20 protein-coding genes are annotated in these 13,881 nt (G+C 60.8%); 15 read left to right on the top strand and 5 right to left on the bottom strand.

All coding sequences use genetic code 11. From position 1 onward, the window contains the following. Positions 1 to 30: 30 nt before the first annotated feature. From KBY85_RS02835 to KBY85_RS02810, 6 genes are all read left to right on the top strand, one after another. On the top strand, positions 31 to 1,071 hold the full coding sequence (locus KBY85_RS02835; protein WP_254960034.1) for a hypothetical protein: 1,041 nt from the start codon (positions 31 to 33) through the stop codon (positions 1,069 to 1,071). Positions 1,072 to 1,157: 86 nt separating this feature from the next. Then, positions 1,158 to 1,709, top strand: a complete 552-nt coding sequence (locus KBY85_RS02830) for a hypothetical protein (RefSeq protein ID WP_254960033.1) — start codon at positions 1,158 to 1,160, stop codon at positions 1,707 to 1,709. After that, on the top strand, positions 1,706 to 2,245 hold the full coding sequence (locus KBY85_RS02825; protein WP_254960032.1) for a type II secretion system protein: 540 nt from the start codon (positions 1,706 to 1,708) through the stop codon (positions 2,243 to 2,245). Before KBY85_RS02830 ends, KBY85_RS02825 begins: the two co-directional genes overlap by 4 nt. Beyond that, positions 2,245 to 2,820: a prepilin-type N-terminal cleavage/methylation domain-containing protein gene (locus KBY85_RS02820; protein WP_254960031.1), complete on the top strand. Its 576-nt coding sequence runs from the start codon at positions 2,245 to 2,247 to the stop codon at positions 2,818 to 2,820. The genes KBY85_RS02825 and KBY85_RS02820 overlap by 1 nt, the downstream gene beginning before the upstream one ends. Positions 2,821 to 2,829: 9 nt before the next feature. Next, positions 2,830 to 3,348 carry a type II secretion system protein J gene (locus KBY85_RS02815; RefSeq protein ID WP_254960030.1) on the top strand — a complete coding sequence of 173 codons (519 nt, stop codon included), beginning with the start codon at positions 2,830 to 2,832 and terminating at the stop codon, positions 3,346 to 3,348. 16 nt (positions 3,349 to 3,364) lie between these two features. Continuing rightward, positions 3,365 to 3,499 (top strand): hypothetical protein, encoded by a 135-nt coding sequence (locus KBY85_RS02810; RefSeq protein WP_254960029.1) that lies wholly within the window; start codon positions 3,365 to 3,367, stop codon positions 3,497 to 3,499. A gap of 103 nt (positions 3,500 to 3,602) precedes the next feature. Here KBY85_RS02810 and KBY85_RS02805 read toward each other — a convergent pair whose 3' ends face one another. From KBY85_RS02805 to KBY85_RS02790, 4 genes are read right to left on the bottom strand one after another with little or no spacing between them, the layout of a single operon-like run. Beyond that, the gene (locus KBY85_RS02805) at positions 3,603 to 4,181 is read right to left on the bottom strand and encodes a prepilin-type N-terminal cleavage/methylation domain-containing protein (protein WP_254960028.1); all 579 of its coding nucleotides are present in this window, start codon (positions 4,179 to 4,181) and stop codon (positions 3,603 to 3,605) included. After that, on the bottom strand, positions 4,178 to 4,690 hold the full coding sequence (locus KBY85_RS02800; RefSeq protein WP_254932257.1) for a GspH/FimT family pseudopilin: 513 nt from the start codon (positions 4,688 to 4,690) through the stop codon (positions 4,178 to 4,180). The genes KBY85_RS02805 and KBY85_RS02800 overlap by 4 nt, the downstream gene beginning before the upstream one ends. Next, on the bottom strand, positions 4,677 to 5,084 hold the full coding sequence (locus tag KBY85_RS02795; protein ID WP_254932258.1) for a hypothetical protein: 408 nt from the start codon (positions 5,082 to 5,084) through the stop codon (positions 4,677 to 4,679). The genes KBY85_RS02800 and KBY85_RS02795 overlap by 14 nt, the downstream gene beginning before the upstream one ends. Further along, on the bottom strand, positions 5,081 to 5,548 hold the full coding sequence (locus tag KBY85_RS02790) for a hypothetical protein (protein WP_254932259.1): 468 nt from the start codon (positions 5,546 to 5,548) through the stop codon (positions 5,081 to 5,083). Before KBY85_RS02790 ends, KBY85_RS02795 begins: the two co-directional genes overlap by 4 nt. Positions 5,549 to 5,640: 92 nt before the next feature. Between KBY85_RS02790 and KBY85_RS02785 the strand changes: the two genes are divergently transcribed. The 4 genes from KBY85_RS02785 to KBY85_RS02775 all read left to right on the top strand — a co-directional run bounded on the left by KBY85_RS02785 (position 5,641) and on the right by KBY85_RS02775 (position 6,415). Then, positions 5,641 to 5,781 carry a hypothetical protein gene (locus KBY85_RS02785; protein ID WP_254960027.1) on the top strand — a complete coding sequence of 47 codons (141 nt, stop codon included), beginning with the start codon at positions 5,641 to 5,643 and terminating at the stop codon, positions 5,779 to 5,781. Between the two features lie 33 nt (positions 5,782 to 5,814). Beyond that, entirely contained in the window at positions 5,815 to 5,979 is a 165-nt protein-coding gene (locus KBY85_RS16035) for an EAL domain-containing protein (protein WP_396121807.1), read from the top strand. Between the two features lie 81 nt (positions 5,980 to 6,060). Beyond that, positions 6,061 to 6,255 (top strand): Rpn family recombination-promoting nuclease/putative transposase, encoded by a 195-nt coding sequence (locus KBY85_RS02780; RefSeq protein WP_254932260.1) that lies wholly within the window; start codon positions 6,061 to 6,063, stop codon positions 6,253 to 6,255. Positions 6,256 to 6,274: 19 nt separating this feature from the next. Then, positions 6,275 to 6,415 (top strand): DUF4351 domain-containing protein, encoded by a 141-nt coding sequence (locus KBY85_RS02775; protein ID WP_254960026.1) that lies wholly within the window; start codon positions 6,275 to 6,277, stop codon positions 6,413 to 6,415. A gap of 82 nt (positions 6,416 to 6,497) precedes the next feature. Here KBY85_RS02775 and lepA read toward each other — a convergent pair whose 3' ends face one another. Continuing rightward, entirely contained in the window at positions 6,498 to 8,306 is a 1,809-nt protein-coding gene (gene lepA / locus KBY85_RS02770) for a translation elongation factor 4 (protein ID WP_106502140.1), read from the bottom strand. 163 nt (positions 8,307 to 8,469) lie between these two features. Here lepA and KBY85_RS02765 point away from each other — a divergent pair, with 163 nt between their 5' ends. The 5 genes from KBY85_RS02765 (at position 8,470) to KBY85_RS02745 (ending at position 13,879) form a co-directional block, all read left to right on the top strand. Continuing rightward, complete coding sequence (locus KBY85_RS02765; RefSeq protein ID WP_254960025.1) at positions 8,470 to 9,072, top strand: hypothetical protein; 603 nt, start codon at positions 8,470 to 8,472, stop codon at positions 9,070 to 9,072. Positions 9,073 to 9,125: 53 nt separating this feature from the next. Then, complete coding sequence (locus KBY85_RS02760) at positions 9,126 to 9,398, top strand: NifU family protein (RefSeq protein ID WP_254960024.1); 273 nt, start codon at positions 9,126 to 9,128, stop codon at positions 9,396 to 9,398. A 478-nt stretch (positions 9,399 to 9,876) separates the two neighbouring features. Then, a complete protein-coding gene (locus tag KBY85_RS02755; RefSeq protein WP_254960023.1) occupies positions 9,877 to 12,672 on the top strand; it encodes a hypothetical protein in 2,796 nt (931 codons plus the stop codon). Next, a complete protein-coding gene (locus tag KBY85_RS02750; protein WP_254960022.1) occupies positions 12,669 to 13,316 on the top strand; it encodes a hypothetical protein in 648 nt (215 codons plus the stop codon). The genes KBY85_RS02755 and KBY85_RS02750 overlap by 4 nt, the downstream gene beginning before the upstream one ends. Then, positions 13,313 to 13,879, top strand: coding sequence for a prepilin-type N-terminal cleavage/methylation domain-containing protein (locus KBY85_RS02745; protein ID WP_254960021.1), 567 nt, complete (start codon positions 13,313 to 13,315; stop codon positions 13,877 to 13,879). The genes KBY85_RS02750 and KBY85_RS02745 overlap by 4 nt, the downstream gene beginning before the upstream one ends. Positions 13,880 to 13,881 lie beyond the last annotated feature (2 nt).

Below are 13,881 nucleotides of genomic sequence, written 5' to 3'. Positions count from 1 at the left end.
ACCCTGAAGTAAGACACCCCTATTCCCAGGGTGAAAATCCCGCCCCGCCACCTCAACAGAGCCCACCCAGAAGAAGGCTTCTCCCTCCCCCTGGTGTTGGTGGCTTCGCTGATGGTGCTGCTGGGCGGCCTGATGCTGGCCGATCGTGCCAGCGATGGCGTGATCAGTGCCGCCTTTCAGCGCGACAGCAGCGATGCGCGCGATGCGGCTGAAACAGGGGTCACCCGCATCGTGGGCGAGCTAAACCGGCCCCAAAACCGCGGCTTACTGGCCAAAAAAACTAGCGGCGCCGACCCCGCCAGCTACCGCTGGACCGCGGCAGATGCAGCTGCATCGGTGAATCCCTGCCTTGGCGGCACAAGCGGCAGGCCCGATCTGGAAAGCAACGCCAGCCTCGGCTACGCCGCTAATGCCCCATACAACCGGGTGCTGCTCAATGCCAACGGCCAGGTGGTGACCAACCTCAGCCAGGCCACCAAGGCATATCAGCTGCTGTGGGTGAAACGCCAGCCCCTTGCAGGCGTTGACAGCAACCCCCTACTGCGCATATTTCAGCCCACGGGCCGAGGCAAGGTGGTGCTCGCAGCGGAGGGCTCGGCCCTGCGCAATGGCCAGACCATCAGCAGTGTGCGCCTGGAAGAGGAGCTGCAACTCGTTCCCAAGTGCTGTGGCGTGCCCTTCGGGGGAGCCCACGGCAATGTGAACTACGGCCTAGGTAGTGATGGGGCCAGCGTTTGCATCTCAGCCAACTGGGGCTTTCTTGGCGGTGCCGCCGAGAACAACACTGGTTACATCAAGATCAATGGCATAACCACGATTGAAACAGGAGGAAGTAATTCAAAACCAGTAAATCCGCTGATTTGCATTGCCGACTCCACTCCCGATTGCGACTTCGATCCCACCTCCACCTCCTACACCCTGCAGGTGGCGACAGTGGATCTAAATCCTGTGCCGCAAGTGCCCGCACCAGCCCCTACCGGCGTAGGAAGCATCGCCCGGCTTGGCGGCTCCCTCTCTGCGGCAATCAAAGACACCCCCTGGCCTTTGCAACTTGCCACAGCAGTGATGTAATCAACGCCGCAAACCTAAGCAGCACGATCGTGCCGAATTGCAAGGCCGCAGACACCAGCACCGTAGCGTTTAATGCCGCTGTAGACATGAGCAGCACGACCAACCACAACTACTGCAAAACCCACGACAGTGATGGCGATGGCAGAGAAGAATTGCACTGCGTGCTGGACACGCTTGATTACAGCGCTTTCAACATAAAAGTGATCGGCACAAGTGTTCGGCTCCTACGGCTTTACTTCCCCAATTCAGGCACAGTAATTAGCAGCGGCGGCGGCAAAACACTGGAACATGCCGGGGGCGCGAAAATCACCGATCTATCCCTATTCGGCTGCGCCAGCTGCGGCACCCAGGTCGTTTCCCTAGCAGGTGGGGTCAGCAGTCTCAATCTGTTTGCCTGGTTTCCCCAAGGCTCAGTGACAATCAGTGGTGGCTCGCACTACAGCGGCGTGCTGTGGGCCAACCGAATCACCTCTAACGGCAGCGTCGCCTGGGTGGTGCCTGGCTCGGGGGTTGCCCAGGCCATGGGTCTCGCCGGCCACGGAGTACCGCCAGACACCGCTACCACCAACGCTACCAATCCGCTGGTGTTCGACTGGGTGGCACGGGCGGTCGAAGGCTTCCGTTGGTATGGCAAATGATCCAATCCCATCAAGCTCAGCCACAACGCAACTCCGGCTTCAGCCTGGTGGAGTTGCTGGTGGCTGCTGTAGTGATGGCGATCTCCTCAATGGGCGGCACCTACCTGTTTAACCAGGCCACTAGCCAGGCCAGAGCCATCAGCCAAACCCTCGAACAGCAATTTGCGATCAACAATGAATTAGCGGTGATCCTTGATCACAACGACCGCTACACCTGCGCAACCATCCCCTGCAGCGTGCAAACCGGCGGCAATCCGCCAAACCAGAACCAATACGTGCCCGCCAATCCTGACAACCCAGCCCACACGCCCACTTTCCGTCAGCTCTGCGCAGTTGGGCTAGCAGACAACCTGATTAGCCACATCAACAGCACTCCAAAGCTCACTGGCTCCGAGATCACCCGCCGTGCCAGCACTGATCTCAGCAGCTCTGGCTCACCATCCTCCACACCACCTCAGCGCTACTTAGTGCGCTGGAGCGGCACCGATGGCCGCGTGCTGCGCCAGGTGCAGCTAATGCCCACCGTGGCGGCCTGATGCCCATGAAGCGCCCCTATCCAGGCTTCAGCCTGACGGAAGTGTTGGTGGTGGTGGCAATTTTGGGCGTGCTCTCAGGCCTGGTTATCGACGCAGGCAACCGCGACTGGCGCCGCGAGCAGGTGAATGCCGTGGTGGTGGAGCTAGCCGGCTGGCTCGAATCAGTGCGCCGCGCCGCCCTCAAGGGCAGCAGCTGTCAAGTGACACTTTTCGACGGCACCCTGGCCGCTGGTGCCGTACTGGCCCAGGGAGCTGATGTGGGTACAACCGATGCCGACTCTGTTGCCGCCGCCTCGCCCATCGCCAACAACTGCCGCAGCAGCCAGCCCCTGGTCATTCCCAGCCTCGGCACCAGCCAGCGCTTCCAGGTGGTAACCACCGCAGGCAGCTTTGTATTCACCCCGGCTGGCACCCTGTTTCCAGCGCCGGCAGCCAATGCGCCGATCGTAATTGAGGTGTCGCTGGCTGATGGCCAGGATCCTCTGCGCTGCGTGCAGCTAGAGGGCCTGATGGGCCTTATCCAGGTGGGCCGCCTCAACGCAGGCCACTGCGACACCGCCAGCGACCGCATCTGAGCAGAAGCCATGCCTATCCGCCGCCAACTCCGCACCGCAGGCATAACCCTGGTGGAGCTACTTGTGGTGCTGGCGATCGGCGGCGTGATCCTAAGCGGCGCCATCACCATGATGCTTACCCACATACGTACCAGCAGCCGGCTGACCGCCCTGCTACGCCTGCAGGACCAATGCGGCCGGGTGCAATTTCTAATTAACCACGAAATCCAGCAAGCTGAGCAAGCACATACTGAGGGCAGCGCCCTAGTGCTTGACGTGCCAGGAATGACCGCACCGATTCGCTACGAAGTTATTAGTGGTGAGCTAATCCGCAACGGACCACCCATAAACGCCCAAGGACGATTGGTGGATTCCAGCGCCAGCGATGCCTTGGTGGTGCGAGGCGTAGTCGACTTTGATGTGGACACCAGCAATGCCCGTCAACCGACTTATCGAATCAGCGTGCAGGATTCAAACGGCGTTATCTATAAAACTGCTAGTCCCGACGGCGCCCAGTGCCGCGTGCGCTCGATCACGGAAGGTGTATGAAAACCATGAACCAGTAGTGATCACACGCCGCGGTGAGGAGGAAACAACCTTTCTCCTGCGCAGCCCTGCCAACGCCCAGCGCCTGCTCCGCTCTATCGCCTGCCTGAACAGCGGTGGCGGAGAAGAACACGACCTACTGCCGTGCGACTGATTTTCTCCCCAGAGGCATGGGAGGACTAAATCCACCCTGCGTCATGCTTTAACCGGCTATTGGTAACGGCGCATCGACGCTGAAAATCGCATCGTCTACTGCATCAGCTGTCGCCAGCGTGGTCTGTCTGGTTTTGTACGGTATTTGCCCCAATAGCCACCGGCAAGCGGGAGCTCAGCCGCCCCCCATCGGCCCAGGCCTGCGCCAATTCCAGCTGCAGCACCCCCGCGCCAGCGGGCTGGGCCCGGAAGCCATCGCTGGCCGCCAACGCATCGAGCACCACCCGGTTTTGGGCTGCGCCGCTGCCCAGCTCGCCATGCAGGCCGTAGGCCGGTCCGCAGCGCATCAGCACCTTGCCCCGCCAGATCGGTTCAGCCGGCTTACCCAATGAATAGGTGATCGGGCCAGAGGCAGTATCCAGATGCAGCACCACGCTGCGGCCCGCCAGGTTGCAGGCCGGCGCCAGCCCGGCGGGATCGGCCAAGCCCCGCGCCTGGAGCAAATCACCGCGCACCAGCTCCAGGGTGCGCTGGGCCACAGCCCGCTCCCGCAGCAGCCGGCCAAAGCGCTGGCTCGTGGCCCCCTCCGCCACCAGCGCCTGCAGGATCACGCCACTGAGGCCGCAACCAATCGCCAGGGCCAGCAGCAACTCCACCAGCGAAAACCCTTGCTCCTCTTTCACAACGCCTCCTCGGCCCGGCAGGCGCTGCTGCTGGGCGAATCGCCCTGCCCGCCCTCGTAGCGGCCCAGCCGCACCACCCCCAGCGGCAGCGACATCACCAAACAACGGCGCAGATCCGTGCCCGCTGCGCTGATTACCACCGTGCCGCCATCAAGCACCAGGCCGTTGCTGCTGAAACGCAAGGCCCCAGGGAAATTGGAGCCGATAGCCACCCCGGTGGCCTCATTGGGCTGAAGCTCAACATCAGCCAAGCCGCAGCCGGGCAGGCTGCCGCCACTGGGCTGGCGCCAACCGCTGGGGCCCAGCTCGAGGGCGCAGGGCTGGCCCAGGCTCTGGGCTTGGCGGCGCGCCTGCTCTAAGCCCCAACCCAGCCGCCGGCTGGTGGTTTCCACCCGCATCCGCGCCAGGCTGCGCTGGCCGCCATCTATGGCCAGGCTGGCCAGCAAGCCCAGCACACTCACCGTCACCAGCAGCTCGGGCAGGCTGAAGCCTGAGTCAGGTCGTTGCATCGCCCTGCTCCGGGGGGTGGGCACCGCACAGCCCATAGGCCGCCGGGCTGAGCCAGCGCTGGCGCTCCAGGCCATTGGCGTCGCTAACCGCCACCCGCACCAGGGCTCCGGGCTCGGCGCTCACCTGGCGCACGAGGCCCTCGCCACTGGGCAGGCTTTGCAAATGGGCCGCAAGCCAGCTGCTGGCGGCCGTGCAATCAGCGGCAATCGCTGTGCCTGCCAGGGCCGTGAGCTGGGCCTGGCTAGCCAGGAGCGCTGCCTCCAGCTGGGCAGCCTGCTGCTGCTGCGCTTCCGCCTGGCGCGCCCAGCTGACGCTGCCCGACCACAACTGCAAGGAGCAACTCGACGAGGTCACAAACATCGCCGAAGCCACCATCGCCTCCACCAAGTTCATGGCGCCACCCCATTGCTGGTGCGGCCACGCAAACCGAGCTCCCGCACTGCCAGCAGCTGCTGGCTGCCTGTGCCTTCAGGGGTAAGGGTGCGGGACAGCTCCAGGCCATAGGCCGCCCGCAGGGCACGGGGCTGCTCCGCCGTGGGCTGCAGCTCCAAGGTGGCGGCAGCTCGGCCCCGCTGCAGGCCGCCGGCCGCAAGGGCGCCATCCCAATGGGGGCCGTCAAAAGCCACCAAGCGGTAGGCCACCGGGCCCACCTGGCCGGTTTGGCCCTCGACGGGGGTAGCTGGCGCCGCCAGCAGGTGCTGGGCCGCCGACATCAACTGATCTTCCGCCTGCCGCAACCGCTGGCCGGCCTGCACCTGGCTACGGGCCTGCAGCGCCGCCGCCTGGAGCGAAACGCTACTGAGCACAAGCAGCAGCGAGGCTGTGGCAGAGAGGGGCAACAGAAAACCAGCCGCCATGGGAGGAGGGCTAGCTAAAGAACGGGGGAACCGGGCCATGGGGCACCTGGCGTACAACGACCCGATCAGTGTTCCCACGGGCAGCAAAATCCTTGAAATTGCTATTGGCTCTGCTGCTGCTCACGGCAGTTGTTCTGGCAGTTGTTCTGGTAGCGGTGTTGCTGATGCGCGCCAAAGTGATGCTGAAGCGGCGGCGCCATTTCATTGAGCCGCCTTGCGGTGCTGTTTATTGATGTAGATAAGTTGAAAGCAATCAACGACACCGACTGCTGCTGGGCATCCTGGATCGCTCCGCCACCACCAAAGCAAATCTCCAGGCCTTACGCGCCGCGGGCATCGAGCTGTCGCCGGATAATTTCGGCACCGGCTACTCCTCGCTCAACTTGTTAAGTACTCAGCAGCCAAATGAGATAACAACCGATCGCCGTTAGCCACAGCGCTGCCATTGGTGCTGGCACCTAGGGCTGTTGACGCACAGGCACTGTCGAAGACTTCCTCAAAACCAGATCCACATGGAGATCGTGGCTATCGGCCTTTCTGTCCGCACTCTTAAGGAGTTTGTACAGCTGTACAAACTCCTTAAGCAGTTCCAAAACAATCCCAACCGGATCCTCTCGCAAGTTGAGGGGCTTCCTGCTGACGCCGCCGGTTACACCTTTTCAGCACCAGCACTGAAAGAGCGCGAATATCGACTCGACGCTCGATGATGTGATCGCCCCTATCTTGGTGAGACGCTTTCCAACCCGATCTATCCCGGAGGCATGCGCCATGGGCGGCATCACCGCCCAGATCGAGACCCTTGCGGAAGCCCTGCTCGATTTTCATGGACAGGACGACCTGGCCGCCTGGTTCGCTGCGCTCCCCTGAATTCCGTACAGCTTGTACAGATTTCAGGAGACAAAGCTTTTAAGACCCATCTACCCCAGAAATCACCCCGACCAGCAGATCCTTACTGATTCAGCTTGAGCACGGCCATGAAGGCTTCTTGGGGCACATCAACCTTGCCCATTGCCTTCATGCGCTTTTTGCCCTTGGCTTGCTTTTGGAGCAGCTTTTTCTTGCGGGAGATGTCACCGCCATAGCATTTGGCAAGCACATCTTTACGCATGGCGCTGATGCTTTCGGAAGCAATGATGCGGCTACCGATTGATGCTTGGATTGGAATCTTGAACTGCTGACGGGGGATCAGCTCCTTGAGTTTCTCCACCAAACCCTTGCCTACGTTGTAGGCCTTATCGCGATGCACAATCGTGGTGAGGGGATCGGCCTTTTCGGCATTTATCAATACATCAAGACGTACCAACTCATTTTTGCGGTAGCCGATCAGGCTGTATTCCATTGAGGCATAACCCTTGGTGCGCGACTTCATCTGGTCAAAGAAGTCTGTAACCACCTCGGCCAGCGGCATCTCGTAGTGGAGGGTTACCCGATCGGTGGTGATGTATTTCATATCGATGAATTCACCGCGCCGCTCCTGGCACAGCTCCATCAAAGCGCCGTTATAGATATTCGGGGTATAAATTTCAAGCTTCACATAGGGCTCTTCTATGGATTCACGCTTTTGCGGGTCGGGCAGGGTAGCTGGGTTATCCACCATCATGACGGTGTTATCGAGCATGTTCACCTGATAGATCACCGATGGCGCAGTAACGATCAGATCAAGGTTGTATTCCCGCTCCAGCCGCTCCTGCACGATCTCCATGTGCAGCAAGCCGAGGAAGCCACAACGGAAACCAAAGCCCATGGCGCTACTGGTTTCCGGCTCATATTTGAGCGCGGCATCAGAGAGCTGCAGCTTGTCTAGGGCTTCGCGCAAATCAGGGTATTGGTCAGCATCGGTGGGAAACAGGCCGCAGAACACCATGGGCTTGGCCTCGGTGTAACCGGGCAGCGGCTCAGCGGCAGGGTTTGATGCAAGCGTGATGGTGTCGCCAACGCGGGCATCGGCCACGGCCTTGATAGAAGCGGCCATGTAACCCACCTCGCCGGCATGGAGGGAATCCACCTGGCGCTGATCGGGCGCCATCACGCCCACCTCATCCAGTTCCACCACCTTGCCGCTGGCCATCAGCAGCACCTTGTCGCGCTTGCTAATCGAGCCGGAGATCACGCGGAAATACACGATCACGCCCCGGTAGGCGTCGTAGTAGGAGTCGAATATCAGGGCCCGCAGCGGCTCGGCCACTTTGTCGGCGGGAGCCGGCACCCGATCCACCACAGCCTGGAGGATTGCGGGCACTCCGAGACCAGTTTTTGCCGAGCAATGGATTGCATTGGAGCAGTCGAGCCCGATGATTGCCTCAATTTCTTCAGCGATGCGGTCTGCATCAGCACCAGGCAGATCGATCTTGTTGAGAACAGGAATGATCTCAAGATTGTTTTCAAGGGCCAGGTATACGTTGGCCAGGGTTTGGGCTTCCACCCCCTGGCTGGCATCTACTACCAGCAGGGCGCCTTCACAAGCCTGCAATGAACGGCTTACTTCATAGGAGAAATCGACGTGCCCAGGGGTATCAATCAGGTTGAGGATGTAGACCTCGCCATCGGCCGCGGTGTATTCCATGCGAGCGGGCTGGAGCTTGATGGTGATGCCGCGTTCGCGCTCCAGCTCCATGTTGTCGAGAAACTGCGCCTGCATGTCGCGAGCCGCAACGGTGCCGGTGTCCTGCAGGAGCCGGTCGGCCAGGGTGGATTTACCGTGGTCAATATGGGCGATGATGCAGAAATTACGGATCCGCTGAACGGGAACGTCGGTCATCTCGCCGGCGGAGGCTTCATGGGTGCTGCTGCCAGCTTAGGAGACGGAAGCCTGGGGCGAAACGGCCAGCTGGTCTACCCATCGAGGGATCGCCCCCAACTGCCAGTAGAAGAATCCACAAAGCTATAAAATTATTAATTGTTTTTGGGCCAGCGCTTTATCCATGGATCAGCCGTACCTTCCCAAGCCGCAAGCCCGAGACGATCACCGGCTCGTGAATCGGGAGGAGGGGCTGAACCTGCTGTTTGCCGCAGCCCAGGATGTGGCAAGGGCGGAGGGGAAGCTGGCTGATGGCATTTATGGCTCTTTGGAGCAGTCACACATCAGTGCGACCAGCTTCACACTGAAGAGTTCCACTGGCCAGATGATTGCCCGGATGTCCCTGGCTAAGGCAAGGGAGGTGATCGGTATACGGCGTCAGATTGCGCGAGATATGACCCGCAAGGCAGGGCTTAAGATCACACCCTATGCAAACGACCAATCAAATAAACGCAATTTCCGCAATCTCCCCGAGGAAATCCGGGCGCTCGGCTGGGCGATCAGTAATGGCCGTAGGTTCCCGGTCAAGGGCTACCAGAAGCGTGACATCTGGATCGGCCTGCTGCTTTTGATCCCAGGCATCATCCCAGGGGTGCTGTATCTGGGCTGGATCGCGCGGAAGCGCCGTCGCTATGAAAAAAGCCTCAAAGAGCTGGAAACTCGCTGGCATACCTACGGGCGGCAGGAGCCAGCCGAGAACCTATTTGCCCATTTCCACCTGGACTAAGCCAGGCGCAGGCCCAGCTGTCCTAAGCTTGGATTTGATTCCGGCTGGCCCAAATGAGCAGCGAAACCACGAGCGCAGCCCAGGCCCAAGACCCCCACGCCCTGACGCTGGAAAACGTGGAGCGCACCCTCGATGAGCTGCGCCCCTACCTAATGGCCGACGGCGGCAACGTGGAAGTGGTGGAAATCGACGGCCCAATCGTGAAAGTGCGCCTGCAGGGCGCCTGCGGCAGCTGCCCCAGCAGCACGATGACGCTCAAGATGGGAATTGAGCGCAAGCTAAGGGAGGCGATTCCTGAGGTGAGTGAGGTCATTCAAGTTATATAAACCAACCAAGCGGAATACCAATCAATTCCAGCCACTGGCAATCGATTCACCATAATGGATGCACATCCAAGGCCTCCCTTGTGGGCACATCAAAGACATAATTAGGCCTTGCTTACGCGCGCCCAATGACCTATGACCTAGCGAGTAAAATGTGTCGATCGGCGCGATGGTCGCGCTCCTAGCCATAGCGTCGGGGGGCTTGGGTATGGCTAATCCGTCGTTATGTGGCCTACCGCAAAGCTGTTGAAGACCTCGTTCTTCGCTGGCATATGAATGGCAAACGAGACCCCGACCCGTGCTTTTTCAAGCTTTAGAGCCGAAAAGGGTAGCCAGGCGTTTATAACCATCACAAAGGTGTCCATGCTGAGCACTGCCGTTTGCGGGCACCTTCCCCAGCCCTAGGCTGAATACAGCACCCCTGGCAGAGTCAACGAAGAAGCCGGGATCCTTCAGTGGAGTAGTGAGGATGTCTGGCCCCTTGAACCGACGCCTGCGAGTGGCCAAGGTGCTGATGCATGCTCTCGTCGCCAGTCGGCGCTCCGAAGATCACGGTGTAATCACCGTGGCAGTGGGAATCGTCGCGGCCCTGGTGCTGATCCTCAGCGGTGCGGCGATCGTGCAGTTGAGCAGCGGTAACCTGCGCGGGGTTTTTGCCTCCTCCGACACCCGCCAGGCGCGAGGGGCTGCGGCCGAGGGCACGGATCTGATGATCGACACATGGAACCAGCCCCAGAACCGTCAGCTGCTCGTATCGGGCCAGACCCCCACCACCTGGAACGCAGCCAACCTCAGAAGCCCCTGTTTTGAGTCAACCACCAACACCCGGCCCGGCCCCAACAATGACGGACTGCCCGATCAAGCCGCCATCAATTTGGGTGATGGCCAGTGGCGCAATGTGTTGAGCGGAGCAGTGGCCACTGCCACGCAGGATGGGCGGCAGTTCAGGCTGGTTCGGATCAGTTTCACCGCCTCAAACGGCGGCGCCACCCCCAATCCCCGCGGCCTGCGTCGCACCGCAACCCCTGGGGCTGCCGCCACCGGCGACACCCTGCCCGCGGGAGTCACCAGCTGGGACCAGCTGGTGAACCTCGATGATCCGGATGGTCTCGGCAACGCCCAGCCCGGGAGCAACAGGGGCTTTGTGGTGCTGGAGGTGGAGGGACGAGTGGTGCGCAATGGCCAGGTGGTAGCCAACTCCCGAGAAACCCGCGAATTCGAGGTGTTGCCCAAGTGCTGCGGCGCCTCAGTGGGAAGCAACAACTCCGGCGGCATGAACTACGCAGGCACCACTGGCTCGCTGGGCTCAGACAGCCGCGTGTGCAATCTCCAGTATGGAGTGGTTACGGGCTTCAACGATGGCTGGCATTGGTCGTATTTCGCCAACGACCAATTCACCCAGAGGAATCCCATCACAGGCGCGGTGGAGCGCTATTCGCCGATTCTTGGCGTGGTGGCGAACCCTGGCGATCTCTTCGAGCGCCGTAACTGCCGGGTGCGACCCGGCCGGGGCAAGCTTCAATCTGGGGACTGCCCAGACACATTCCAATCAGGCGATCCACGCGGCACCGATTCTAGCTTCAGCACCAACATCCGTGGTGCTGGTGCACCCGATGCTGCTGAGCAGATCTGCCAGCAAACAGGCACTCCCAGCTATTTTTCTGGTCCTGAATCTGATATCCGCGGCACATCGGCATCATGTTCACCGATCGTGCCTCTCCAAGCGACGGCCTTTCCCAACGTCAACGACTTTGTCCTCGGATGGACCGCCGGCTGGGGTCCAAGGAACATCATCACCCTGGCTACGGCCACCACCAACCAAGTGGCCAATGCAGCCATCTGGCCCAGCCTCAGCACCGACAACGGCGACGGCACAAGACCCAACAGCCAGGCCACCCTTCGCCTGCGCACCAACAATGAGGCCAACCGGCAGCGGGTGGAGCTCTGTTTGACCGATAAAACAACGGCAAGCACCGACAACTGCACCGCCAACACCTGGCTGAATGTGACAGCTTCTGAGGCACCGAACAGCAACTTCTACGGGCTCGGAGCCAGCGCTGCAGGCAGCCAGCTCTTTTTGGAAGCAGGGAATCCCTCCACCACGTCGAACCCTCTGCCCAACCTGACTATTTTTGGAGCTCAAACAATCCAAGGGAATACCAATCTGTTCCGTGACGTGAATCTTGACAGCTTCACAGCACCTTTCCTGCAGACTCCCTATCTCGAATTTGCGGTCAACAGGCAGGGCTTTGGTTCGACTACCAACAAGAGCCTGGCCGTCCAAGCGTCTCCCAACAACGGCACCAGCTGGTATGCCCTCACCGCGGCGCCCATCCCCGTGAGCTCAATCATCTCAAACACCAGCACAACAATCAGCCCAACAACAACCACAAGCTTCCGGCTGGGGCTGCCGTTCTCGGGCTCGGACGTGCGCATTCGATTCCTAGATGCTGGGACCACACAATGGGCCAGCAATGATAACGTCACCATCAGAAATCTGAAGATCGAATCAAGCCAGCCCACGACCGTGGCGAGCACCCCAACGGGAGTGAGAAACCTGACGGAAATCTTCCGAGGCCCCTGGTGTCAGTTCAGCAGCAGCTCCCCCGTCACGGCCGAGCCAGGCTTCCATTGCATCGGTCCCACCATCAACCAATTCGACGGCGGTCGCGTGTTCATCGACACCACCGGCGGCCCCTTGAGTTTGATTTATAACGAGCCCACCACCACAGACCGGCGATTCGGTATTGCCAATACGGCAAATCCGGAACGCTTCATCTTCCTTTCGCAGTCACCCGCCCAATTCACCCACGTCTTCTGCCCCTCCATCGTATCCGAATGCGCCAACGTCATCGACGATCAAACCTACAACTTCTCCGCCGTTGGCGAGCCTGATCGACTCAACTTCTTCGGTCGCAACACTGGATCAGCCGGCCAGGAACAGAACGTTTCAATAACAACGCCGTTTGGACAAACCGCCAAGGTAGGTGGTGTGTGGTTCTATCTACCCCAGGGGTTCGTGGAACTCACCATCAATGACTCTGGAGCAGCCGGCAGCGTTCCAGCAGGCTTCTACACCAACAACGAAGACAACTGGAGCTTCTACGGCCGAATCTGGGTGAAAAATTTCAGGCCCTTCGGCGCATTCCACCTGAGACTGCCCGATTCCAGGGTGGCCGGGGCTGGCGCCCTGGGCGTTGCCAACCCCGCCCAGTTCACCTCCCAGAGCGGTGTCGACTGGGTCGCCCGGGCCACCACCAGTTCCCGACTTTGGTGACCTTCCCACAGCGCGTGCAGCGGCGCCTCCGGCAGCTGCATCCCCAGGAACGGGGTGGCTTTCTGGTTGAGGCGTTGGTGGTGAGCGTGATCGTGACCGTTGCCCTACTCGGCACGCTCAGCGTGTTCAATATTTCCTCCCAGCTGCGCAATCGGGCAGGTGAGCGCAGCCAACTCAACGACGCCATCGACGCCGATCTGGCAGCCATTGAGGATCGGGCTGCAGACCTCACCTGTTGCACCGGGGTGTGCAGGCTTGGCTTGGCCGGCGTGACCACAGACAACACGGCCCCCTTCACCCAGCCGTGCAACACCGCCAATCGACGCGACGATCGCTATTTCTACCCTCAACTTGATTCGGATCCGGGGACTGCCGGCAGTGAGGCGGAAACCGTGGATGCCCTCTGCCGGGAACCCGTGCGCGGAATCATCAGCGATGCCGTGTTGATCGCGTTCAACACCATCCCCGTCAATGGCGCCCTCACGACAGCCAATCATGCCCGGACGATCGTGCGCCTCAACAGCGTTCAGAACCAGCTGGGCAATCAGAACATCCTTCAGGTCACTTACACCGACACCAACAGCGGGAACGCGGTCGTGCGCGTCGCGCGCGTTGTGCCACCCATGGCCCGCTTCTGCCCATGACGCGTCCTCGACCTCCCAGCAGCGGCTTCAGCCTTCCGGAAATGTTGATCACGGTGGTGATCCTCGGCGTGATCGCTGCCATTGGAACCGACTCCCTGGTGAACCTCGCCCGGCGCGAGCGCGCCAACTCTGTGACCACCGAACTGACGGGTTGGCTCGATCAGGTGAGTCGCGATGCCAGTCGCTTCAATGCCCAGGCCGGTGGCGCCCTCTGCACCGTGACCATCAGCACCGGCACCGTAGCCGTCGGAGCCCAGCTGGCCAGGATCGAACCCGCTGCCTGCGCCTCCCAAAACATCCTCACGCTGTCGGACCTCTACGCCAACAACGCCAGCGCCACTATCACCGGCACCCCATCCCAGTTTGTGTTCACCCCACGCGGCACCCTCTCCACCACCACCACCAACGCCGCTCTTCCCAACGGCCAGGTGCTGATCAATATCAACGTGAACAATGAGCGTCCCCTCCGCTGCATACGCCTAGTGGGCCTGATCGGGGTGCTGGAGGTGGGGCGCAACAACGCGGCCGCAACGGGTGCCTGCACCGAGTGGGGTCGGGTGTAACG

The sequence above is a fragment of the Cyanobium sp. BA5m-10 genome, from assembly GCF_024346255.1.
Classification (GTDB): domain Bacteria; phylum Cyanobacteriota; class Cyanobacteriia; order PCC-6307; family Cyanobiaceae; genus Cyanobium_A; species Cyanobium_A usitatum.
Note: the sequence above shows the minus strand (reverse complement) of the source record. Positions and strands in the feature narration are given on the sequence as shown.